The sequence below is a fragment of the Fibrobacter sp. UWH1 genome (assembly GCF_002210365.1).
Classification (GTDB): domain Bacteria; phylum Fibrobacterota; class Fibrobacteria; order Fibrobacterales; family Fibrobacteraceae; genus Fibrobacter.
On sequence record NZ_MWQG01000028.1, the window covers coordinates 16,144 to 40,177 of the forward strand.

The window sequence follows — 24,034 nt, forward strand, 5'->3', positions numbered from 1 at the left end:
TTATATTTTGGTTGAATTGCTAATCCCTATACGTAGGGCATCATAAATTCTCTGCTGCAAGTCGTGGGAGCGTGCCGTATTTGGCATCTCCGCAGAACCTGAGAGAGGAGGCAAGCCTCTTGACTGTGCGCGTAGGGCTGGGAACGAAAGGCTCCCTAAATAAATTTCATGGTAATTACAGGGAATGGAATCTCAGGCAATGATTCCGTGTTTTCAATTTGCGCCGATTTTGTGAGTATAAAATATAGATGTCATACCCTTGACAGTGTATCAAAAAGGAGATACATTTGGAAGAGATTGTTGCATACAATGGTTCATCGTACACCATCGAATGGTTTTATGATGAGCAAGGAAAAAGTGATGCTTTAGATTTTTTCAATGGATTGAATGATGTAAGCAAAAGAAAGGTAATGATGCTTTTTAAACGTATGGGTGATTTTGGCCGTATTTCTGATCTTACAAAGTTTAGAAATGAAGGCGATAAGATTTATGCGTTTAAACCTCAGCCGAATAGGTTTCTGTCTTTCTTTTATACAGGCAAGAAAATCATTGTAACGAATGCCTTTTGTAAAAAAGGTCAGAAACTTCCGGAAGAAGAAAAATCAAAAGCAATCAGCAGAAAAGAAAACTACGAAAAACGAGTAATCGCTGGAGTATATTATGTCAAAGGCTAAATCAACATTTGATAAAATGATGGAAGATCCTAAGCAAAAGGAAGCCTTTGACAAGGAATACGCAAATTTCCTTTTGTCTGAGTTGTTGCTTGAGGCAATGGCTCAGGAAAAAATCAGCGTTCGTAAGTTGTCAAGTCTTTCAGGGATTTCGACTTCAGTCATTCAAAATTTGCGAGCCATGCAGCCTGTTAATGTAACGCTAAAAACATTGACCGCATTACTTGCCCCTTTAGGCTATGAACTTACAGCACGAAAAGGGAAGAAAGTTGTAAAACTTTCAGCTTGATTTAAGTAAACCTCCCCGGAATTTTCTGGGGAGGTTCTTTTGCAAAGGTTTATGGCTTTCCTTTAGACCGCTGTTTTACCCGCAGGCGATTTTCTTGATGATCTTTACCACGGCTTCCATGGCTTCTACGGAAACGTGCTCGAAGGGACCATGGTAGCCGTAGCCGCCTGTTCCAAGGTTGGGGCAGGGCAATCCCATAAAGCTGAGCTTGGAGCCGTCGGTGCCGCCGCGGACAGGTTCGCTTACGGGTTGCAGGCAGTTTTCCGCCTTGCCGAAAATTTCAGGACTTGTGCGGGCCAGTTCATCGCCGATAGCTTCGATGGCGGTACGGGCGCGTTCCAGAACTTCGGGGCATTTCTCGATGACTTCCAGCATGTTGCTGTAGGAATGTTTCAGCTGCAGTTCTACGACGCTGCCGCCGGCACGTTCCTTACTTGCATCCGCAAAAGCGGTACCGCCGAATTTCGCATTGTACTTCGCGGCAACTTGGCGTAAAAATTCCTGACGTTCTTCAAAGCGCTTCTTGTCATGATCGCGGACGATGTAGCTGAGGGTGGCTTCGCTGACATCGCCTTGCATATCTGTCAGGTGATAGAAACCCTGGTGGCCTTCGGTCATGGCGGGCGTTTCGTCGGCGGGGAGCGCCATGGCGATTTCCGCAGCTATGAGGCATGCGTTCTTCATGATGTCCTTTGCTTCACCGGGATGAACGCTCTTGCCGTGGACAATGAACTTTGCGCTAGCCGCATTGAAGTTCTCGTAGGCGATGTCCCCTTCGTAGCCGCCGTCAACGGTGTAGCCGTACTTGGCCTTCATGTAATTCAAGTCAACCAGATCCGCACCGCGACCGATTTCTTCGTCGGGCGTAAAGCAAACCCAGATGTCCCCATGGCCGGAAAGATTTTCGTAGCCGCGACTTTCGGCGTGGCGGTCGGTAGCCACCAGCTCTTCCATGGCGGTAACGATTTCTGCAATGCCCGCCTTGTCGTCGGCGCCTAGCAATGTGGTGCCGTCGGTGGTAATCAGGGTGCGGCCCTTCAAAGTTTTCAGCGTCGGGAAGTCGGCCACTTTCAACACGGCGCCGGAACCTTTCAGCACAACATCGCCGCCGTCGTAATTTTCGATAATCTGGGGCTTCACATTTTCGCCGCTAAAGTCCGGCGAGGTATCCATGTGGCTAATGAAGGCGATGGCGTCGTCATCTTCGTGGCCGGCGGTAGCGGGCAGCAAGCCGTACACATAGCCGTGTTCGTCCATCTTTACCTGCTGCAAGCCGATGTCGTTCAGCTCTTGGGCCAAGTACCTGCCCAATGCAAGCTGACGTTCCGAACTAGGACAATTTTCGCAGTTCTCATCGGAAGTGGTATGGAAGCTGACGTACTTTAAAAAACGTTCCTGTACCTTCATAATGAACCCATAAAGTTAGCGCTTGATTTTCTGACTTAAAAACTAGAATGTTTGGTAAATAAAATGGGGGAGTCGGGTCATTAAAAGTTTATCTTTAGGGTATGACAGCAGAAAAGGGAAAGTCTACAGATCAAGTTCCGCTGAAACTGGTTACGGTAAAACGCAGCCGTTTTTCTCACGTGCGCCTGGATGATCCCGAGACCTGGCCGTTAGTGGCCCAGTTCTTTTTTTACCCGAGACCTCTGGGACGTCAGCAGTTTTTCGGATTGCGGGTGGTCCTGCTGGTGGCCATGATCTTTTTTTCGGCGCAGTTGTTCCGGCAGGGGTACGATGCTCCCATCGCCCAATATTTGCATTGCCTGAATTTGCCTGTCCATGAAACGGGGCATATCGTATTCGGCATTTTCGGAAAGCCTGTGGTGACTTCCCTTGGGGGCAGCCTTTTTCAGATTATCATGCCCCTGGTGTTTGGCTTTGCGTTGTGGATCAAGCCCCGCGACTTGATGGGGGCTTCGGTGGGTCTCTGGTGGGCTTTCGAGAATTTTATCGATGTGGCGCCTTATATCGATGACGCCCTGCATATGCGCCTGATGCTGATTAGCGGCGGTACCGGAACCGAGGCTCCTTATGGATTCCATGACTGGAATTTTATTTTGTCTGAAACAGGGCTGCTGCTGAAACACGACAAGATTGCCGACGTGGTCTATACCATGGGTTATGCAGGGATGGTGCTGTGCTGCCTTTGGGCGGCCTGGTCGCTGTTCTATTACTTCAAGTACCAGCGGGTTTGAAAGTGGTTGGGGCTGTCAAGGAGAACCGCAAACGAAAGGGGCGGCGCAAGTCCAGGAAGCCCATGACCCGTTCCCAGATGATGGGGGCGGTCCATTCCGAGGATACCAAGCCCGAGGTGAAGGTGCGTCGTGCACTTTTTCAGGCGGGGTTCCGCTATCGCCTGCACCGTCGCGACTTGCCCGGTACGCCGGATATCTTCGTGCAGAAATACGGGGTGGCCATTTTCGTGAACGGCTGTTTCTGGCATCAGCATGGCTGCAAGCTTACCAGTCGCCCTAAGTCCAATTCCGATTTCTGGAATGAAAAGTTCGACAACAATATGGCCCGTGATATCAAGACCCGCCATCAGCTATCCCTGATGGGGATCCGCGTGGCGGTGGTCTGGGAATGCTCCCTCCGTGACGACTCACACCGCGGCACTTCCCATGATTGCCGCGAAACTTCCCAGGGCAGTGAACCCCAGGACCGTCGCGGTACTTCCCCCGATGACCGTATGGGTGCGGCCCTTACCCTGGAACGGCTTATGACATTCATCAAAAGCGATGAAGAAACCATCGAGCTTTAGGGTCGGACTTAGCTTTTACACGAAAACTTATTATATATTACTTACAGAAAATTAGTGTAAGGTTGGTGTGTGACTGTCCGCTCCTGTAAATATCGAAGTTTTGTTTTGACCTGTGTAATTGCGCTGCTGGGCCTTGTTTTGGGCGTTTCCAGCACTTTTGCAGAGGAATTTGATGCCTCTTCCACAAATCAGGCTAAGGTTGTGACTGTTGGTTACTATTCCAGCAAGCATTTCCAGGAAGGTATGGCCGACAGTTCTATCAAGTCGGGCTATGGCTACGAATATCTGCAGCAGGTTTCCGACTATACCGGTTGGCAGTACAAGTACATTTATGGGGATTGGGGTGCCATTTTCGACATGTTCCTGAAAGGGGAAGTGGACATCATGGCCGGCCTGGCCAAGATGGATGAACGTAAAGGTCAGATGGAATATCCTGACTATTACATGGACGTGGATTACCATTTCATCTTTACGAAACGTGGCGACAATTCCATGTCTGAAGAGGACATCAGTTCTTTTAACGGCAAGCGGATCGGCTGCCTGCGTAACAGCAACTTGACCACAGGACTCAAGAAGTGGGCTGCTGAAAAGGGGGCCCAGCTGGAGTATGTCTATTTCAACGACCTGAACGAATTGCCTAGGGCTCTGGAAAGGGGCGAGGTGGATGGCTTTGCCGGGAACGACAAGTTTTTGGACCGCGGGATGAATGTAAAGCCCCTGGTGCTCGTCGCTTCCCCGAAATCCTATATCTGTGTGCGAAAGGGGGCGAATCGCCTGCTGCGCGAACTGAACACCGCTCTTGAACATATCAATTCCGATGATGGCGCCTTCATAGAAAGCCTCCGAAACAAGTATTACAGGAGCAAGTCAGTCAGTGCGGAACTTTCTAGCCGCGAACAGGAATGGCTCGAAAAGCACAATGTTTTAAAGGTGGCTTACGCTCCGGACCACTTGCCCTATTGTACGCGAGGCGCCGATGGTCGTGTGAATGGCGTTCTCAAGGACATCATGGATTCCTGGCTCAAGAAGTTGAATCTTGATGGCAAGCTGATGGTTCGCTATGTCCCCTGCGTCAATTTCCGCCAGGCTATTACGGAATTGCAGAGTGGCAGTGTCGATGTGGTTTTCCCCCTGCCCAGTAACAGGTGGTATGCGGAACAGTCCAATGTGATGATTTCGTCGGAGCTGGTGAGCGTTCCCATGTCCGTCGTGTTCAAGGGCGATTACAACAAGTCCATTTTCAAGAAGATTGCGATGATCGCCAAGCCGCAGCAGACCCTGTTCATGCGGGAAATGTTCCCCGGAAGCGAATGGCTGATGCTGGACAATGCCGAAGAGTGTATGAGGGCTGTGCAAGATGGTAAGGCTTCCAGTGCCCTGTTGATTACCTTCAAGGCCAATCCCCTGATGCGCGATGCCGAGTTCTCGCAGCTCAAGTTTATGCCCATAGGCAAGGGTTCTTTCTATTCTGTAGGTGTCCGCAAGGGTAATTTCGCCTTGCTCAGCTTGCTGAACCGTGGCTTTAGCCTCATGGATATGAATGTCATGAATAATGCGGCCTATAAGTACATGGAATACCATAGCCATTACAGCATGTCGGACTTTATACGTGACAATCTGATTTTCTTCGTGCTGCTGATGGCGATGATCACCTTTGTCATCATAACGATTTTGGCGCTCTATGTTTCCGGAATGAAGAAGGCTCACCATGCGACCCAGATTCAGGTCGAGATCAGTGAGGCTTTGAGCCTTGATTATCCCTATGCGATTTTGGTGGACATCGAAAGAGGATTCTCGCTAACCATTAAGAAAGACGGAAAGGTCCTGAAGGAAAAGGACTGGATTTACCAGGAAAGCTATGACGCGGCCTGGAAATTGTTTGCCAACAAGTATGTTTGCGAAGAGGATCGTTCAGAAGTCTTAAGGGCTTCGTCTCTGGATGTGGTTCTTGAAAATCTGAAGGAACAGTCGGAATATATTTGCACCTACCGCGCAGAATGGGGTAACAAGAAGCACTATACCCAATCCTCCTTTACCAAGGTTTACTTCTCGAATTTGAAGAAGAATGTGATCATTCTTGGATGCAAGACCGTTGACGACTTGATGGCAAAGGAAAGGGAACATCGTGAATTGCTGTCCAATGCCTTGGCGGTGGCGGAACGCTCCAATCAGTCCAAGACCATCTTCCTGAACAACATGAGCCACGACATCCGTACGCCCATGAACGCCATCATTGGCTTTACTAACCTGGCGAAGATCCATGTGCGGGATACGGATGCGGTTAGAAGTTACCTGAACAAGATTTCCATCTCTAGTAGTCATCTGCTTTCGCTGATCAACAATGTGCTTGACATGAGCCGAATCGAAAGCGGCAAGGTCAAACTTTCCGAAGACCGAGTCCACTTGCCTTCCATGATCCGCGAAATTCAGGACATGGTGCAGAATACCGCCCAGTCAAAGGGTGTAAGCATCAGCTTCTATGACGCCCTTACCAACGAGGTCGTTCTTGCCGATGACCTGAAGCTGAAACAGGTGATTCTGAATATCGTGGGGAACTCGATCAAGTTTACCCGCCCAGGTGGCCGCGTGGTCGTGTCGGTTGTGGAACGTGGAGGCGCTCCCGAAGGTTTTGCAAACTACCAGTTTATCGTTGCGGATACGGGTATCGGTATGAGTGCCGACTTTAGGAATCATATCTTTGAAACCTTTAGTCGCGAAAGAACATCAACTGTTAGCGGCATTCAGGGAACGGGCCTGGGGATGGCCATTTCCAAGAACATCATTGACATGATGGGCGGTACGATTGTCGTTGACAGCACACCGAACGTTGGAACGAAAATCACGGTGAATGTGATGTTCAAGTTTAGCGACCTGGTGATAAAGAATGCGTCTGCGAAGGAACTTGGAATTGATCCTACCGAAGAACTTTTTAAGTCGAACGCCTTTGACTTTAAGGGCAAGAAAATCTTGCTGGTAGAAGACAATCCGCTGAACCAGGAAATCGCAATGTCCATCCTGGAGGAATTGGGATTCGAGGTGGATCTGGCTGAAGACGGTCTTGCCGCCGTCGAAAAGATTAGGCAGAATCCCGCAGGAACCTATAACGCCGTCTTGATGGATATCCAGATGCCCAATATGGATGGCTATGAGGCAACCCGGGCTATCCGCAAGATGACGGACTCTGCAAAGGCCTTGATTCCTGTGGTGGCCGTGACTGCCAATGCTTTTGATGAAGACCGCCAGAAGGCCTTTGACGCTGGCATGAATGGTCATGTGTCCAAGCCCATCTCTGTTCCGGAACTGATGGAAGTTCTTGGAAAGCAGGTGTAAATACTGAGGAATTGATGCCTAGCATTATTTTTGTGTGCCACGGTAACATATGCCGTAGTCCCATGGCGGAATTCGTCATGAAGAAGATGGTCAGGGATTTTTTTGGAAATACAGCCAATGACGCACGAGCTGACGCTCGCGCTACAGGTCTGACTGAGAAAGATTTTCAGATTGCAAGTGCCGCTACAAGCACCGAAGAAATCGGGAATCCGGTTTATCCGCCTGCCCGTCGGTTGTTAAATGCCCGCGGGATTGATTGCAGCGGACATGCCGCGCGACAGTTCAATCAGCGGGATTATGACCGCTACGATTATGTAGTGCTGATGGACCGCAATAACCTCCGCAATTTGCGCTGGAACATTAATGCCGAAAGCTACGAGAAGGAAACGGCCCGTGGTATTGACGGCGCCGCTAATGAAGACCGCAAAGTTTCGCTGCTGATGGATTGGACCAGTCGCCCGGGCGATGTGGCCGACCCCTGGTATACCGGTGATTTCGAGGCGACCTGGCGCGACGTAAACGAAGGTTGCCGCGGATTGCTAGACGAAATTATGGCGAAGGCGTTGGCCGGCGCCTGGAAGTAGGCCGCGCAGATTCAATTAAAATAGTTCCCGCGCAGATTCAATTAAATTACCGCCCCGAATTTTTTGCGGCTCCGCATTTCTGAAACGATGTTTGAAATCGGGAGCAGATACAGGTAGCAGGCAAAAAGGATGCTTGCGGTAGGGGCGCCTATGGTCCCCAGGGGAATCAGGCTTGCTACCGTCCAGGGAACAAGGGGGGCAATCACGACGGCCGTATTCTCGATGGCCATGGCCCGCTCCTTTTTGTCGGGAATGACATTGCCTGAAATTTCGTTGGTCAGCACGATGGCCAGAGTCTGGTTGCAGGAAAGGGCGCTTGAGGCAACCGCCGTAAGGGAGGCGAAACCGCAAGGAGGAAGTCGGTTTGCGATACGGCTTGCGAATCGGTTCATCTTATCTAGAATTCCCATGCCCTTGAAGAGTCCCGCATAAGTCAGGGAAATGGCGACGACTACAATCATCTTGACCATTCCGAAAACGCCACCGCCATTCATCATGGAAATTTCTGCAGGGGCGTCAAATCCCAGGAAGGCTGTCTTGACAGTCTCGGCCGCGGTCATTTGCTGCTGCCAGATGCAAATTGCGAAGGACATGGCGATGCTTACGGCCATGGTCATCTTTACATTGAACCGCAGGGCCGCAAGGACGAGAATCGCGACGGCTGGCAAGAGGGTGACAATGCCCAGGTCATAATGCTGCTGCAGAAGTTTCGTTATGTTGTCTGCTCCGACCGCGAGACTTGCGTCAGATGGATTTACGTCAGAGGGAACTGTGCCTGTGACGTAGCCCAGGATTCCATAAATTGCCAGGGCGGCCAAGGCGGCTTTCCAACCGGACTTGATCATGCCCCGTATATTTTCATGGAGGTTCGTCCCTGTAATTTCTGCCACCAGCATGGCGCTTGTAGAGACTGGCGAGCAACGGTCACCGAAATAGGCGCCGGCAAGAATGGCCCCGCCGCAAATGGCTTCGTCGACTCCGATAGCGGCCCCTACGCCCATGCAGATGACGCCCATGGTGGCGGCCGTTCCGATGGATGTTCCCGTAAGCACCGAGACGGCGGCGCACAAGACGAAAACCGCCGGCAGGAAAAGTTCTGGCGTAAGCGCTCCCGAGGCGGCATTGACAATGAAGGCTACCGTTCCACAGGCCCGCCACAACGCAGTGAGTGCCCCCACCAGCAGCATGACGATGGCGATGTTCCTTACGGCGGTCATTCCCGACAGTGCCATTTTCCAGAGGGCGCGCCAGCTGAACCTGCGGATTTTTCCGTAGGTCATCAGCATTACGAATCCTATGGCGAGAGCGATTAACACGACGCCAAATTTATGTAATTTTACCCTATGATATTTTTCTTCGGACTTTTGCTCACTGCCATCGTTGTATTGTACCTGAACATCAGCAGGACCCTTCCCGGCAAAGGGGGGAAACTGCTGGCTCTCGGTTTTTTGCTTGGCATCTTTTTGAGCATGACCTTGCGGGACGGCGTTGTAGGCGCCATCCTCCTGACATTCTTTACCATTTGGATGTGTCAGGCCCTTTGGATGTTCATTTTGCTGGACGTCTTCCTGATGGGCCGTTTTTTCTGGCTCAGCCATAAAATGACCGGGTCGGGTTATCAAAAATCAAGCGCTAACTTTGTTTGTAAAAGTACGAGAGGCGTTCTTATCGCCAGCATCCTGCTGGCCCTCATCCTTATCGGGCTGGGCGTGCCCCATAATGCCGATTACCAGGTGCGTACCCAGGATGTCTCCCTGAAAACGGACTGCGATTCCTGCGGTTCCAAAAAGCCGTTTACCGCGGTCTATTTCAGCGATATACATTTTGCTCCGCTGTTCCGTACCGCAAAGCTTGAACGCCTGGCTGCCCAGGTGGATTCCATCGGGCCGGACTTCGTCCTTTTTGGCGGTGACCTGTCCGATGTAAATACCGCTACCATGGACGAATGGGGTTATGCCCCCCTCATGGCGAAGGTGGCCAAGTCCGCCAAGGTGGCCGCCATAGCCATCAACGGTAATCACGAGGCCATGCAGGAACGTAACGGTTCCAATACGCTGGCATGGCTCCGAAGCAACGGCTGGGTCACTATGGACGATTCTACCGCCTGTTTTAGGAAGGTTGGCGTCCCCGAAGTCTGCTTTACCGGCCGTACTGATTTCCAGGTGGCCCGTACCCGCGGTACCGAACGTAAACCTCTGGCGGATTTGGTGCCGCAGCAGTTCAAGTCTGACTCCTCTGGCGCTTACCGTAAAGTTAGCCCTTGGATCCTGCTGGACCACCAGCCAAAGGGTATTGAACCCGAATATTCGGGAATTTTGCCTGATTTCGCCCTTTCCGGCCATACTCACGATGGGCAGTTCTTCCCCGGAAACCTGATTATTGGCCTGGTTTGGCGCCTGGCATACGGTTTTGGCATGCTGGATGGGGTCCATTGGCTGGTCAGTTCCGGTATCGATTCCTGGGGCCCTCCCGTTCGCGTAGGGTCAGATACGGAGCTCTGGGTACTCCATTTCCTGTACCGCTGACGGGATTAACTATATTTCCCCCCATGGCTTTATGCATCGAATCTAATCATTTGGAAACGGTCCAGCGTATCCTTGCCCTCCATTTTGAAGGTATGGAAGTCTGGGCCCATGGCGCCCGTGTGACAGGAGTAGACCTTACTCCCGATACGGAACTGGAACTGGTGGTGATTTCCGAAAAACCCCTTTCCTTTGAAACCATGACCACCATTGAAAAGGCTTTTGTCGACAGCGGCTTGCCTTTCCGCGTGGATATTATGGATTGGGCCAAGCTGCCCGAATCCCTCCAGAAACAAATCAAGAAAGAGCACGACGTGGTTCAGTCCGTCGAAGAATCCTAGTATGAAACGTCTTCTTCCCCTTGTTCTGGTTGCATCCCTCGCAACCTCCCTGTTCGCCCAGGATGAAATTTCCCAGGCAAAGTCCCTGATTCAGAACGGCCAGTGCGCCGAGGCTATCGCCCCCCTCCAGAAGCTTTACAAGTCCAGCTTCCGCAAGTCTTCCGGTGAAAAGGCGACCGTCATGCTCACCGAATGCTACCTGCGCGAACATAACCGCGACGAGGCCGAAAAGGTTTCTTCCCGATTCCTGGAATACTATGTGAACACGGTCTACCGTGAACGCATGGAACTGGCCCACGCCATTGTCATGGTAGAAAAGGGCAACGTTTACGAAGGTGTCGAAGCCATGCTCCGCATCCTGGCCTACTCCAAGAATCCTGCCGCCCGTGCCCGTACCAAGGACGTGGTAGTACAGACTCTGGCCGCTTCCCTTTTGAACGCTGACCAGCTCCAGGCTCTCCTGGAAAAGTATCCGGTGGATAAGGATGTTATCGGCTGGATGCAGCTGCAGATTGGCCGTGAATGCCAGAACGTCAAGCGTTACCGCGCCGCCCGCTACTGGTACAAGAAGGTGGCCGCTTCTTCCGATATTTCCGAAAAGCTTCTGAGCACCGCCCAGCGTGGCATCGAGTCCCTGGAAGGCTACGGTGCCGGCATGCCCACCGTCCTGGTGCTGGCTCCCTTGTCCGGTGACTTCGCCGAATTCGGTGCCGCTGCCATTCAGGGTGTGATTCTCGCCCACGAACAGGCTGGCCTGGCTGGTAAGGTGAATATCCGTACCGCCGATACCCGCGCCGATGCCTCTCAGGCTCTCCTCCGTACCCAGCAGGCTATCAACCAGGATAGCGTGATCGCCGTGATCGGCCCCATCATGAGCGCTCCGGCTGCAACCGTCGGCGCCTGGCTGGGCAGCAACTTCCAGAACATCCCCATGCTGACTCCCACTGCAACGGATGACGGCATCGCCAAGATGGGTCCCAATATCTTCCAGGTGAACATCACCATGGATAACCTGGCCCACAAGATTGCAGACTTCGCTACCAACTGCCTGAACATCAAGGAATTCGCCGTTCTTAGCCCCCTGGGTGATTACGGTGCTTCCATGAGCCAGAGCTTTACCCAGGCTGTTGAACGCCGCGGTGGTAACGTGGTCGCCTTCCGCAACTACGAAGAAGGCCGCCCCGACTACAAGACTGAATTTGACCTGCTCCGCGATGTCCGCTTCAAGCAGCTGAACCGCCGCCGCAACCTGGCCCGTGGCGCTTCCGACCTGGATGCCATCAACGCCAAGGAACGCAAGGCTTACATGGCTGACTCCACTTTCGATATCCCGGGTATCTTTATCCCCGCAACCAACCCCGGCGATGCAGGCCTCATGGCAGGTCAGGTGGCATTCAACAAGATTTCCGGTCGCCTGCTGGGCGCTTCCGGCTGGTATGGTCGCGAACTGCTGATCCAGGGCAAGCGTCTGGTGGACAGCTCCTACTTCAGCGTGCCGGCCCTGGACATGGGCGGCGACAACTCCGACCTCAAGAAGTTCGTGTCTGACTTCAAGGAACGCTGGGGCGATGAACCGGGCGAAGACAAGGTCAGCGGCCTCAGCTACGACGCTGCAAACATCGTGTTCAGCACCATCGCAAAGAAGCCCAACAGCCTGACCAACTCCATCAACAACACCGCCGTCTTCAAGGGCGTGTATGGAGACATCAAGTTCAAGCGTGGCGCCAACACCAACACCAAGATCGTTACGGTGAACAAGGGCAAGTTCGAAACTGTCGAAGGCTGCCCCGCCAGAAAGTAATTGCGGCTGCCGCCGGACGGTTCCGACGATATGGGGCCTGACGATATGGGTCCCGACGATATTGGGTCGCGACGATATTGGGTCGCGACGACATCTAGCTGATTGCATTTAAAAAAAGAGTCCCCGCGGTTTAAAACTGCGGGGCTCTTGTTTCTAGGAGGAGAGAAATAAACTTTCTAGTCGTCGATGCCTGCGGGGCAGAGGGCTGCGGCTACGAATGCGGGGGATTCCCCACGGCGGTAGAAGGCGCGCAGCTCTTCGTCATCGATGATGTCGTCCAGGTTCACGGTGCCGGTGGAGTCCAGCTCTTCCTTGATCCTTGCCTTGAATGCCTGGAAGCCGGACTTGAGCAAGTAGAAGGACAGTGCCGATGTTTTGCGGAATATCTTCATGGGACCTCCACCAAGTATATCGCCTGGAACGAAAAAAATGTTTCTACATGTTGATTAGTTTGTGAATTGTTGAAAAGTTGTTGAATGTTTGTACTATTTATAGATTTTTTTTAGAGCTTTGACAACAGATTTTTTTATTCGTAAATAATAAGTAAGTTTAACCGTTTGCGTTTTTTGCCCGATTTTATATATGAAAATGCCGGTTTTTAAAAGTCTAACTTGTTGATTTTCATTAAATTACGGCATTTTAACCCTGTTTTTGACCGTATGCGGTTCCGTCGAGACGAATATTCCTGTCTGGAATAAGAACCTGCGACAATGTTTTCGAAAATGGGGGTGAAATAGCGAAAATCGGGGTCTTCTTTTTCTGTTGATAAAGTGTTTGTAATCTGTCGCAAATCACAACTTATCAACATCCCCCATAAACACCGGTGGTGCAATTTTCTAGATTTACCCTGATGTTTTCCAGATTCCTTTTGATATTCTGTCTTGCCCTGGCTTCTGTTGTCGCCTTTGCGGCCGACGAACACGATTTGACTCTTGCCCTGGATGCAAGGCAGGCCGCTTTGTGGGAAAAGGCCACCGAGGCCACCATGGCCCTGCGCTATAATGACGCCCTGAAGTATGCCAAGGAACTGCGCGCCGAGAACAAGGGCCTGGGCTGTATTCTGGAAGGGGTTGTCCGTATTAGTATTTATGACGACAAGGGGGATACCGCATCCCTCCATCATGCCGGCCGTAGCCTCGAGAAGTGTGAAGCCTCGGGACTGTGGGACGCCTTGCGCCGTTTCGAGATCGGCTATGTGCAGGGGGAGACCGGTCATTCTGTAAAAGGCGCCATGACCACCCGCTCCGCCGCCAAGGCCTTCGAGGATTCCAAGGAACTGGAGGCCCGCGCGTTCTTTGCCATTTACGCCTACTATATCGACAAGAGTTTCAGTTGGGTTCCCTTCAAGTCCGACAACCGTGCCGAATACCTTTCCGTTTTGGATAGCGCCTCCAAGGTGTCGGGCCGCTTCTGGCCCCTGTTCCTTACGCCCCTGGTCTGGATGCACTACGACAAGGAAGATTACGCCACCGGCCTGAAGCTTGCCGAACGTGGCCTGGCCCGCGCACCGGGAAATCCCGTGATGCTCCAGATCAAGGCCGACATGCTTTACCGCCTGAAGCGTTATGATGAAGCCGCCCGGATTTACGAAGAGAGTGCTGCCGCCTATCTGGAACGTACTGGCGCCTCCATTCGATACTGGTGTTCCGTGCTGAACCTGATCCGCATTCATAACGATGCCGGCCGAAAAGAGAAGGCGGCGGAATGGCGTGCCAAGCTGGATAATCCCAAGTACAGGGCCCTTGAAAAATGGATGCCCGGATCCTTGATGGATGACTTAAATAAACGCGACCTGATTTAAAAAATTTTGATGTAAAAAATGCTGATTTTGAATAAATTTCGGCATTTTTTATTTTGTTAACAATTTTTAACGAAAACTCCCGGATTTTCCTGCGTGTTAATAGGAAAGAACCATTAACCGTCAGGAGGCATTATGACTGGGAATTGTTTGCGGGTGGGCTTCTTTCTCGATGGCTACACCCTGAAAAAGGTGAACGAGTACTACAGGGTCCACCACCGCTACCACGCAAGTCTGGATTTGCGGGGGCTCAAGTTCTGGGTGCAGTTGCAGATCCAGCGCTACTTCAACAGGGCCAATCGGGTTGTCGCCCTGGAGTCCCATTATTATCACCCCCAGAGGAACCCCCACATTTACGCCAGGGGGGTCAAGGGTGTGTTCAAGTTCGAGTTCGAACTTATGAATGCGGGGTATCAGGTCCATTACAGCGACCTTCCTGTAGACGATGGCCACATGGGGCCGAACCTGGGGCTGATCAAGGACGCCGAGATGTTTGCCGCATACTGCGATATGGATGCGGTGATACTGCTCAGCACCCAGGGGCAATATGTTCCCCTTGTAGATAGGCTCAAGAAAATGGGGGTGCCTGTGCTTCTGCTGGGCTGGAGTTTTAGCTACCCCAAGAACAGCCGCTATGTGCACTGGAGGACCGATACGGGGCTCAGGTTACGCTGTGCGCACTACGTTGCCATGGAGCGGATTCTGGACCACGATCCTGCAAACGATATTCCGCCTACGGGATTCTTCTTTCGCCCCCAGGTTGGGACCGCCCCGGATGTTGCAGTCGGCGGTGGCGGTTTGACCTGCGTGACGGATGACGGGCTGGCTGTGGGCCGTTTTGCAGATGACGGATTGGCGGGCATGAAAAAAGCCCAGGGGCCAAATGACCTCTGGGCGAAATGCGAAACTCCGGAGAGTATTAAAGCTTGTTTTCCTGCTTTGTCTGCCAGTCGCTGTGGAAGATCCATGTGAGGCGCAGACCCAGGAAGAAAGTGTCGCCGTTGTTGTCGGTGTCGTCGCCGATATATTCGGTGTTGACCAGCTCCTTGCCTTCGACGCTGAGTTCATTGTAGCGTACGAAGCGGTAACCGACATAGACGCCCAATGCCAGGTGGTCGAATTCCAGGCGGCCTTCCAGTTCGCTGTTGACTGTGGTGGCCATGGCGCTGTAGTAGCGGTTACGGAAGTTGTAGGTTTCGCCACCGTTCAAGTCAGTGACTTCGAAGTTAGAGGCGAAGTGGATGTTGATCAGGTTGAAACCGAAACCGACGGCGGGGATCAAGTTGATGAAGGTGTTTTCGCCGAAGAGCTTCCAGCCGAACATCCAGTCGGCGCCGTAGCTGTACCACTTGACGTCGTACAGGGGGAACTTCATATGAAGCTCATCGCCATTGGCGTCATAGGCTTCGGCAGTGTAGGTTTTGCTGGGACGTTCAGAAATCTGGGTGGGCATGAAGTTCATGTCGATCCAGGTTTGGAACTGCTTGTACTGGGCGCCGAAGATGGCGTGGAGACCCAGGTAGTAGTCGTCAAAGGTTTTGTACTTCATCTTGCCACCGCTGTAGAAGACGTCGCCTTCATCGGTGGACACGGTATGACCGCCCTTTACGAAGGCCAGGTGGTTCACGTAGCTCTGGAAGTCATCGTGCATGATGCGGAAATCGGTGCCGAAGGATACGAATCCGCGGATATGGTCCTTGTCGTAGAAACCGGATTCGGCTTCAGCGAAGGAAGAGTTTGCCAGAGCGAGTACGCTAAGGACAGCTGCAGTCAAAAAAGAGGTTATCTTTGTCTTCATAAAAGATCCCATTTATAAATTCCGAACATATAAGATACATTATGTTGAGGATTTTTGCAGTGGAAAATTTGTTAAAGCGTTAAAAATCAACGATTTACGATGAATTTGAGGATTAAAGATGTTGACTTTTGGTGGAAAAGTCGGGGCATTGGGGATTTTGATCGCCTTGATAATGGTGGGCTGCGGGTCCGAGCCTGCTAAAAAAGAGAAGAACGTTGAAGCCGTTCAGCAGGACTGCGGCAGTTCCATTCAGAAAAATTGGCAGGTTGTGGCGGGGGATGAACGCGCCCGGACCAACCTTCTGTGGGTGGATTCCGCCTGCGGGGAACAGGTGGCCGCTATCCGCTCCATCGTGGGGGCCGACACCTTGGAGAAAATCTTTGTGCTTCGGGATTCTGCCGCCTTTACCGCGGGGGGCGCCTTGCCCGGGGAACTGTCTAGCGCCATGGTGCTGCGGACGCCTCTCCAGAGGGTGGCGGTACTTTCGTCGGCCCAGATTGGCTACATGCTTCGCCTCGGTGTGGAAGACCGCATTATAGCGGTAGGTGCCGGGAAGTACATTGCGGATTCTACTTTGTACGCAAAGGCCGCCGCAGGGCAGGTCGCAGAAGTAAGCCCCGACGGCATGAATGTGGATTACGAGAAGCTCATCGCCTTAAAGCCGGACCTGGTCATGACCTTTGTCACAGGCGGTTCCCAGGACGATTACGACCGTATGGAAAAGCTGGGCATACCCGTAATGCTTACCTCCGAATGGCAGGAGAATTCCCTTGAGGCCAAGGCGGCGTGGATCAAGCTTTATAGTTCCCTGTTTAACGTAGAAATGCCCGACGAAAAAAAGGATTCGGAGTCTTTCTCTGATTCCCTTGTTTATGGAGATCCGGCAGGAAGCGCCGACCCCTGTGTAGAACAGAAGGTAGTGCGTTCCGGGCAAAATGAAAAGCGTGGTTTTAAGGTTGTGGCAAGGGGCCCCCGGGTTCTTGCAGGCATGAGCTATGGCGGCGTGTGGTACGCCCCCGGTGGACGTAGCTATACTGCCGACCTGATCCGAAAAGCAGGCGGCTGCTACTTGTGGGCGTCCGACACTACCCGCGAACTGAAGCTCACCATTGAAGATGTGATGGCCCTGGCAGACTCCGTCGATATTTGGATTAACCCCGGTATGTTCGGCACTCCCGAAGAAATCCTGGCTGCGGAGCCCCGCGCCGCCTACATCAAGGCTTTCAAGGAGAAGAAGGTCTTGCAGAATGATGGGCGTAAGGGGCCCGGCGGCGGAAACGATTTCTTTGAAGGTGCGGTGGCAAGGCCCGACGAATTGGTGGAGAATCTCTCCAGCCTGATTTCCACGACCGCCAAAAAGCCCGTTTCCGGGAATCCGGCATTTGAATGGTACCGCAATATTTTCTAATATTTACAATATGATGAAACCTCATACAGGTATAGGTGACTGGATTTCGGCCAATTATGAGCTGGGTACCCCGTTTTTGCAGCAGGTACCTCGCGATTGTGCTGACTATTTGCTTTTGAATGCCCAGATTCGTGAATACGATACGGGCGAGATTATTATTAACGGTGGCGTTATCGGTGATTCGTTCTGCGTGTTGCAGAGTGGTCGCGCCATGATTTGCGGTCAGATTCTTGCTGACGGTCATTACAATATGCTGGCTTCCCTGGAAGCAGGTGCATGCTTCGGTGAAATGTCCATCATTTGTAACGAACCTACCAGCAATACGGTGATCGCCGCCGAAGATGGCTGCACCGTGCTCCACATTCCCCGCGAAGAGTTTGTGAAGTTCCTGGACAAGAACCCCAGCATCATGGTGTACTTGTACAAGGTGGTGGCAGACCGACTCCGCGCCAAGAACAAGGCATTCGATGAATTTGAACGTCTTTCCTTGTTGGCTTCCGGTAAGGTTCTTCCCTTTATCGACTTTGCCCAGACCATGGAAAAGAGCCGCGTCACTGGCACCGTGATTTTCGAGTGCAATGGCGAAAAGGGCTTTATCGCCTTTAGAGATGGTCGAATTTGCTGTGCCAAGTGCGGTAAACTGGCAGGCCCAGACGCCTTTGAAAAAATGCTTTCATGGGGCGACGAAACCTTGTACAAGTTGGATACCCACTTGATGCCGGAAGTTGTAAACATCAACCAGATGACTGATACAACTAGCCTCATCCTGGATGCTCTCAGAAATATTGATGAAAAACAAAACGGTGGTCAGTAAGTTGACCCCAAAACACGCCCCGGCATGGGGCGAAGGATAAAAAGATGAATTACGCAGACGCTGGTGTATCTCTGGCCCGTGCAGACGAAGCAATGGTCGGAGTCAAGAAGTCCGTCCGTACCACCTTTAACGAAGGCGTTCTCGGTGACGTTGGCAACTTCGGTGGCCTCTTCACCCTCAACCACCTTGGCATGAAGGACCCCGTTCTCGTCAGCTCCGTTGACGGTGTGGGTACCAAGCTCAAGGTTGATATCGAAATGGGCACTCATACTCTGCCCGGTCAGGATATCGTGAACCACTGCTGCGACGATATTCTCGTCCAGGGCGCACGTCCGCTGTTCTTCCTCGACTACGTTGCTACCGGCCGTCTCGAACCGGGTGTCATGGACCAGCTGGTCGCAGGTATGGCTAAGGCTTGCCGCGAAAACGGTCTCGTGCTCATCGGTGGCGAAACTGCAGAAATGCCGGGCTTCTACGGTCCGGGTGACTACGATATCTCCGGTACCATCGTGGGTGTCGTAGAACGCGAAAACATCATCGACGGCAAGAAGATCAAGCCGGGTACCATCATCCTCGGTCTCCCGTCCACCGGTCTTCATACCAACGGCTACTCCCTCGCTCGTAAGGTTCTCTTCGACGTTGCCGGCTACAAGGTCGACACTCCGCTGGAAGGCACCGACATGACCATCGGCGAAGCTCTCACCATGCCGCACCGCAGCTACTACCCGAGCCTCATCGATCTCTGCAACAAGAAGATCATCCAGGGTCTCGCACACATCACCGGTTCCGGCTACCAGGGTAACATTCCCCGTATCCTCCCGGATGACGTGGACGTTGTCATTGACCGTACCTCCTGGGATCCGTCCCCGATCTTCAAGCTCATCCAGAAGGAAGGCTCTGTGGAGAAGGACGAAATGTACTCTACCTTCAACATGGGCATGGGTATGTTGATCTTCATCGATCCGGCTGACAAGGCTGAAGTTGTTGCTCATCTCGAAGCCAAGGGCGAAAAGTGGGTGCAGGTCGGCGAAGTTGTTGCCGGCTCCAAGCAGGTCAAGTTCAAGGACTAAAATGCTTCTTGCCCTTAATGAAGGGTGAGTTACAAGAAAAAGGCAGTGGAAAACGGAGAAATCCGTGAAATCCACTGCCTTTTTATTATGTTGTATGGAATCTCGGCGGTTTTTGGGCGAAATCGGACTGTTTTTGTTTTGAAAAAACGTCCATTTGGACGGATTTTACCCTAATTGAAGTGCGTTTGGGACTATTTATTTTAGATAAAGTAAATAAAAGGCGGTGGAAAACGGAGAAATCCGCGAAATCCACTGCCTTTTTTGAATCACTGCCTTTTTGAATTACACCAATATTGGATTTGAATTCATTTTGAGTACATTTCGGGAACATTTTCAGCTTTCAAAAAGGTTTCAACTGTTTGAAAATGTGCTTTGTGAATATATTTTTACCCCCGAGTGTAAAATTGTGTCGTGTTTGGGTTTGGCACATATGAGAGAGGTATTATGAAACATCCCTTTTATAAAAGTTTAGTGGCTGCTGGTGCCTTGACGGTTGCTGGCGCCTTTGTGGCTTGTAGCAGTGACAGCAGTTCCGATGGACCGGGTACAGGTCCCGTTAACGATCTTTGCTCCGGTATCGTCGCTACGGAACAGGTTTCTGTAGTAGACCTGGGTTCTGTCAAGCTCCTGGTTTATCCCCGTGGAATTGACGGTGTCGGCAAGGTGACCTTGGCTAACGGCTATGCCTATGGTACCTACGATGGTATCAACATCTACGATAACGAAGGCAATGTGGTCATGGAAGCCGGCTATGCTGACTTGGTAAACAAGTGCGAAGCAACCTCTACGCCGGACCCGTCTGATCCCAACTCCTCTGAATCAACTCCCATTGTCGGCCCCGGTGGCACCCAGGAAATTACCAGCTCTGAATCAACTCCCATTGTTGGCCCTGGTGGTACCCAGGAAATCACCAGCTCCGAATCTACCCCCATTGTCGGCCCCGGTGGAACTCAGGAAGAAATTTCCAGCAGCGAAACTGTAAAGCCCTCCCTGGAAAATGGCTTCCCCTCTATTGAATCTTATGGCGCTCCTCCGGCAGAATACACCAAGGACATCTTGAGCAACGGCCAGACCGGTTGGAACTCCCGTTACTGGGACGCCTGTAAGCCTCACTGCTCCTGGATCAGCAATGGTGAAGAAGGCAAGACCGATACCACCACCCAGGCAAGCTACGAAGCCGGTATGACTACCGCCCGTAACTGCAACATCCACGACGTGGAAGTTCCCACCTTTACTTTGGGCCACGCCGTTCAGCAGTACTGGATGGGTTACGAAGGAACCAACAGCGCCTGTGGCGAAGCCAAGGATAAGGGTGTGTTCACTTGCACCGACATGGCTCCCATCGCTGTTAACGATACTCTTTCCTATGCATACGTGGCAGGTCCCGGCTCCGCAACTTCTTGCGGTAAGTGCTTCCACTTGCAGTACAACGGCTCCTTCAAGGATGCTAGCGCCAACAATGCTGCCAAGGCTACCCACAAGGCTCTTAAGGGCAAGCACATGGTGGTCATGACTTCCAACATTGGTCACGATGTGGAAGTGGGCCAGTTCGACTTGATGGTTCCGGGTGGTGGCGTGGGTGCCTTTGACGCACTCTCTGTCCAGGTGAACGGTGCAGACGTGAACTGGGGCGCAGGCTTCGGCGGCTTCCTCACTGAATGCCAGAGCAAGCTTGGCTACGACAACACTCTCGAATCTTACCAGACCTGCGTGAAGGAAATGTGCGATGCCGCCTTCGGTAATGCTGGCCTTCCCAACCTGCTCCGCGGTTGCCACTGGTTTGCTGACTGGTTCATGGCTGCCGACAATCCCACCTACAACTGGGAAGAAGTGGAATGCCCGCAGTACCTGATCGACCATTACATGACTACCATCAATAAGGAAAAGTCCAACAACTACGCATGGCACACCGACTGGTCTACCTACAAGGCTGGCGATCCGCTGGAAACTTTGGAATGCACCGATAAGGGCTGCGAATGCCCCGACGAAATGGCAGCCAAGGGCGCCTGCAAGAAGTAATCGATTCGATTCCTTAGCGTTTAAAGGGTCTCCCCCGGGAGGCCCTTTTTGCGTTGGTGATGTTCCTTGTTGCGTCTGTTCCAACGGATCTATAAGGTATGCGGTTTATTATTTTGCGAACCCCCATTATGGGGATTATTTTTAGACCGCGGTGCAGAATGGGTTTGGGCCGCTTATGGAGTGTTTATGAAAATGTTTGGTGTTGGCGCCGTTGCGGCGTGTGTTTTGGGTCTTTCGGTAAGTGCATCTGCCATTAAGGCCAATGTTAATTTGAGCATCGGCAAGAATCTTTATGTAGATGGTGCCCTCAATTCCAACTGGAAACCTGATGTCTATACTGATGGTCATCTGGATTTTAATCAGGTGGCCTCGGCGAAGGAACTGGCCCTGAATGTGGGGGAGGGGCCGTCCAGAATTTTTATTACCTGGGAGACTCGCGGCGATGAAGCCTGGGTAGGCGACGAATATGTTCATGCGGCGAGCTGCCAGCACTTTCCTACGGAAGGATCCAGCCTGCAGAACTTCAAGATTCTGACCTCCGGAAATTCCACCGACGGTGTTGACGGTGACTGGGAAGTTGTGGCCCAGGTTGGCGAAAGTGGCGCCATGAGCCGCGGCATCGCGGTAGATTTTGCAGGCAAGTCCTGGTTCAAGATCGTGGCCGACGAAGCCGTCAAGAACTTGGAAGAAATTGGCGCCTACGACTTGAGCGATGGCGGAAACGACACCTGGTTCTTTATGGGCACCAGCATCAGCCAGATGGGCCTGAAGCAGACAGAAGTGGACTCCAACTTTTCTCAGTTGATTCACGCCCGCTATCCCGATTACTACCCTGCAATGCTCCGCGGCGGCATCGGTTGCGTGAACACCACGGGCGTGGTCGAAGGCCTCAAGTATTATGGCGAGTATGCCGGCAATGTCAAGTTCTGGGCCATCGAAATGGGAACCAACGACGCCTGGGGCGATAAAACTGGCTGGAACCTGGCGAAGTTCAAGAAGAACATGCAGGAAATCATTGACACGGCGAAAGCTCACGGGGTAACGCCCATTATCGCCCGCATGATCGCCACCAATCCCGACATCGCCGAGTGGCAAGTGTACCAGGGTTACCTCGATGCCATCGACGAGCTGACCGAAACAAACAACCTGCCTAAGGGCCCGGATTTTTACGATTACTTCTCCAAGCACCCCGAAGAACTCTCTGCCAGCGATGGCGTGCATCCCGCCGAAAAGGGTGCGCAGAGCATGCACCGTCTGTGGGCTGAAGCCGTTGCGACTTTGTACGAAAATGGATTTGGGGACGCAGACAACGAGAACGCTAACCAGGAAAAGGACGATAAAGAGGGAATCGTTTCGTCCAAGGTGAACTTCAAGGTGCCGCAGGTAAGTGTCGTCGGAAGGACCGTCTCTGTGTCGGGCGTCCAGGAATCTGCCCAGGTGGTAATCATGGATGCCATGGGACATATGGTTGTAAATCGCAATCTTCCTACAGGAAATTACTTTGTCATAATCCGTGGTAAGAAACTTTCCTACAGCGCCAAGGTTACGGTTAAGTAATAAAAATTTGCGTATTTAAATCCCGCACATTTTATAAAAAATGGGATGCCCCGCAGGTAAGCGGGGCTTTTCTGTTTGTTGTGATTATGCATCAGTATAAACTACACATCTTGACAATGTAGTTTACGTAGTTTATATTGTAGTATATGAATGAAATGGAAAGTATAGTAAGTCGGATTGCACTCTTGCCCAAGGGTTCCATCACCAAGAAGGTCATCCAGGGCAAGGACCGTTATTACCTGCAGTGGCGCGAGGGCGATAAGGTCAGGAACCGCTATGTCAAGGAGGCGGAACTGCCGGAGCTTTCTGCCCAGATTGCCGAGCGCAAGGGGTTGCAGCAAAGGCTGGTGGAACTTCAGGTTGCGTCGGTGCAGCGCTCCCTTATGGTGTCCGAGGGGGCGCAGTCGTCTGCGGAATTTCTCATGGGCAGTTTCGCTGCCGAAAGGCGGGCGTCCTACAGTGTGGCGCCTTACGAGTCTCAGGACCGCATGGTGAATTTCTTTCTTTCACTTGGTCTGGGCTTTTGCCTGGAGGCCAGGGCAAGGCAGCTTCCCGTGAACGGCACCGACCTGAGTGTGGACTGGGTATTCTATAACCGTATGCTCCATTGCCATGTGCTGGTGAACCTGAAGGATGGCAAATTCCGGAAGACCGATTTAGATCAGCTGGGAACCTGTGTCAGGCATTACCGGGACAAGGTCATGCAGCCTGGCGACAACCCTCCCGTGGGAATCCTGCTCACTACAAGCCGCGGGCCCAAAATGGTGGAGTTTGCCACCAGTGTCGCCAAGAGCGATTTCGCCTCTGTCTATAAGCCCAAATTGCCGACCAGGCACCAGCTGCTGGACTTCATGGAAAAAAGCGACTTGCTGAAAGGCGAGAGAGTGTAGTTGAGTTACTTTAAAGTCCGTAAAACAAACCCGAATCTATTGACTTGAATGTGAATTTTGTTCTATATTCAAGTCATTAGCATTTCTCTTATTCACAGCTAGAAACTTCGACATTTCAAGACACGGTGAGTAAGACGAAACGAACGCGTCTGCCGCCAGGTTAACCTTGGCGCCATCGCTTGGCGTAATGCATCTTCAATTTCTTGAATGTGCATTTGCTGGGTGACCAGAATATGGGGCGCGGGTCGTTCGTGTTTGTTTGTGTCGGGCTGTCGAAGGCCTCTAGCTGACAAATGCCTGCGATTCCGCGCCTTTTTTCTATGTGTCTTATCCTGAAAAAAGTTGACACTATACAAAAAGGCAGGTATAGTGCAAATG

At 52.0% G+C, this 24,034-nt stretch carries 21 protein-coding genes; 17 read left to right on the forward strand and 4 right to left on the reverse strand.

Going from position 1 to position 24,034, the window contains the following annotated elements; all coding sequences use genetic code 11:
* Positions 1-287: 287 nt before the first annotated feature.
* A complete protein-coding gene (locus B7992_RS12060) occupies positions 288-674 on the forward strand; it encodes a type II toxin-antitoxin system RelE/ParE family toxin (protein ID WP_073160756.1) in 387 nt (128 codons plus the stop codon).
* On the forward strand, positions 661-960 hold the full coding sequence (locus B7992_RS12065) for a helix-turn-helix transcriptional regulator (RefSeq protein WP_073160754.1): 300 nt from the start codon (positions 661-663) through the stop codon (positions 958-960). Before B7992_RS12060 ends, B7992_RS12065 begins: the two co-directional genes overlap by 14 nt.
* A 75-nt stretch (positions 961-1,035) precedes the next feature.
* On the opposite strand, the gene pepT is transcribed toward B7992_RS12065, so the two are convergent.
* Positions 1,036-2,367: a peptidase T gene (gene pepT, locus B7992_RS12070; protein WP_088666388.1), complete on the reverse strand. Its 1,332-nt coding sequence runs from the start codon at positions 2,365-2,367 to the stop codon at positions 1,036-1,038.
* Between the two features lie 101 nt (positions 2,368-2,468).
* Between pepT and B7992_RS12075 the strand changes: the two genes are divergently transcribed.
* From B7992_RS12075 to B7992_RS12090, 4 genes are all read left to right on the forward strand, one after another.
* The gene (locus B7992_RS12075; protein ID WP_254917700.1) at positions 2,469-3,158 is read left to right on the forward strand and encodes a hypothetical protein; all 690 of its coding nucleotides are present in this window, start codon (positions 2,469-2,471) and stop codon (positions 3,156-3,158) included.
* A gap of 2 nt (positions 3,159-3,160) precedes the next feature.
* Complete coding sequence (locus B7992_RS12080) at positions 3,161-3,724, forward strand: very short patch repair endonuclease (RefSeq protein WP_254795032.1); 564 nt, start codon at positions 3,161-3,163, stop codon at positions 3,722-3,724.
* 105 nt (positions 3,725-3,829) lie between these two features.
* A complete protein-coding gene (locus B7992_RS12085; protein WP_088666389.1) occupies positions 3,830-7,054 on the forward strand; it encodes a transporter substrate-binding domain-containing protein in 3,225 nt (1,074 codons plus the stop codon).
* Between the two features lie 14 nt (positions 7,055-7,068).
* A complete protein-coding gene (locus B7992_RS12090) occupies positions 7,069-7,638 on the forward strand; it encodes a low molecular weight protein-tyrosine-phosphatase (RefSeq protein ID WP_073160746.1) in 570 nt (189 codons plus the stop codon).
* 41 nt (positions 7,639-7,679) lie between these two features.
* On the opposite strand, the gene B7992_RS12095 is transcribed toward B7992_RS12090, so the two are convergent.
* On the reverse strand, positions 7,680-8,954 hold the full coding sequence (locus B7992_RS12095; RefSeq protein ID WP_176421941.1) for a Na+/H+ antiporter NhaC family protein: 1,275 nt from the start codon (positions 8,952-8,954) through the stop codon (positions 7,680-7,682).
* A gap of 27 nt (positions 8,955-8,981) precedes the next feature.
* Between B7992_RS12095 and B7992_RS12100 the strand changes: the two genes are divergently transcribed.
* The 3 genes from B7992_RS12100 to B7992_RS12110 are packed head-to-tail and all read left to right on the forward strand — an operon-like array spanning position 8,982 to position 12,302.
* Entirely contained in the window at positions 8,982-10,163 is a 1,182-nt protein-coding gene (locus B7992_RS12100) for a metallophosphoesterase (protein WP_073160742.1), read from the forward strand.
* A gap of 23 nt (positions 10,164-10,186) precedes the next feature.
* Positions 10,187-10,501, forward strand: a complete 315-nt coding sequence (locus B7992_RS12105) for a DNA polymerase III subunit beta (RefSeq protein ID WP_073160741.1) — start codon at positions 10,187-10,189, stop codon at positions 10,499-10,501.
* Position 10,502: 1 nt separating this feature from the next.
* Positions 10,503-12,302: a penicillin-binding protein activator gene (locus tag B7992_RS12110; protein ID WP_073160740.1), complete on the forward strand. Its 1,800-nt coding sequence runs from the start codon at positions 10,503-10,505 to the stop codon at positions 12,300-12,302.
* A 176-nt stretch (positions 12,303-12,478) separates the two neighbouring features.
* Here the strand turns inward: B7992_RS12110 and B7992_RS12115 are convergent, their stop codons facing one another.
* A complete protein-coding gene (locus B7992_RS12115) occupies positions 12,479-12,694 on the reverse strand; it encodes a hypothetical protein (RefSeq protein ID WP_088666390.1) in 216 nt (71 codons plus the stop codon).
* A gap of 458 nt (positions 12,695-13,152) precedes the next feature.
* Between B7992_RS12115 and B7992_RS12120 the strand changes: the two genes are divergently transcribed.
* On the forward strand, positions 13,153-14,103 hold the full coding sequence (locus tag B7992_RS12120; RefSeq protein ID WP_249269410.1) for a M48 family metallopeptidase: 951 nt from the start codon (positions 13,153-13,155) through the stop codon (positions 14,101-14,103).
* Positions 14,104-14,235: 132 nt separating this feature from the next.
* Positions 14,236-15,072 (forward strand): NYN domain-containing protein, encoded by an 837-nt coding sequence (locus B7992_RS12125; RefSeq protein ID WP_088666391.1) that lies wholly within the window; start codon positions 14,236-14,238, stop codon positions 15,070-15,072.
* On the opposite strand, the gene B7992_RS12130 is transcribed toward B7992_RS12125, so the two are convergent.
* Complete coding sequence (locus tag B7992_RS12130; protein WP_088666392.1) at positions 15,020-15,898, reverse strand: hypothetical protein; 879 nt, start codon at positions 15,896-15,898, stop codon at positions 15,020-15,022. The genes B7992_RS12125 and B7992_RS12130 overlap by 53 nt on opposite strands.
* A gap of 157 nt (positions 15,899-16,055) precedes the next feature.
* Here B7992_RS12130 and B7992_RS12135 point away from each other — a divergent pair, with 157 nt between their 5' ends.
* The 6 genes from B7992_RS12135 (at position 16,056) to B7992_RS12165 (ending at position 23,656) form a co-directional block, all read left to right on the forward strand.
* Positions 16,056-17,306 carry an ABC transporter substrate-binding protein gene (locus B7992_RS12135; protein WP_176421942.1) on the forward strand — a complete coding sequence of 417 codons (1,251 nt, stop codon included), beginning with the start codon at positions 16,056-16,058 and terminating at the stop codon, positions 17,304-17,306.
* Positions 17,307-17,316: 10 nt separating this feature from the next.
* Positions 17,317-18,120: a cyclic nucleotide-binding domain-containing protein gene (locus tag B7992_RS12140; RefSeq protein ID WP_249269411.1), complete on the forward strand. Its 804-nt coding sequence runs from the start codon at positions 17,317-17,319 to the stop codon at positions 18,118-18,120.
* A 44-nt stretch (positions 18,121-18,164) separates the two neighbouring features.
* Complete coding sequence (gene purM / locus B7992_RS12145; protein WP_073286552.1) at positions 18,165-19,190, forward strand: phosphoribosylformylglycinamidine cyclo-ligase; 1,026 nt, start codon at positions 18,165-18,167, stop codon at positions 19,188-19,190.
* A 444-nt stretch (positions 19,191-19,634) separates the two neighbouring features.
* Complete coding sequence (locus B7992_RS12155; protein WP_073160734.1) at positions 19,635-21,209, forward strand: hypothetical protein; 1,575 nt, start codon at positions 19,635-19,637, stop codon at positions 21,207-21,209.
* Positions 21,210-21,395: 186 nt separating this feature from the next.
* Positions 21,396-22,766 carry a hypothetical protein gene (locus B7992_RS12160; RefSeq protein ID WP_254917701.1) on the forward strand — a complete coding sequence of 457 codons (1,371 nt, stop codon included), beginning with the start codon at positions 21,396-21,398 and terminating at the stop codon, positions 22,764-22,766.
* Positions 22,767-22,912: 146 nt separating this feature from the next.
* Entirely contained in the window at positions 22,913-23,656 is a 744-nt protein-coding gene (locus B7992_RS12165) for a PDDEXK nuclease domain-containing protein (protein ID WP_088666394.1), read from the forward strand.
* The last annotated feature ends 378 nt before the right edge of the window (positions 23,657-24,034 follow it).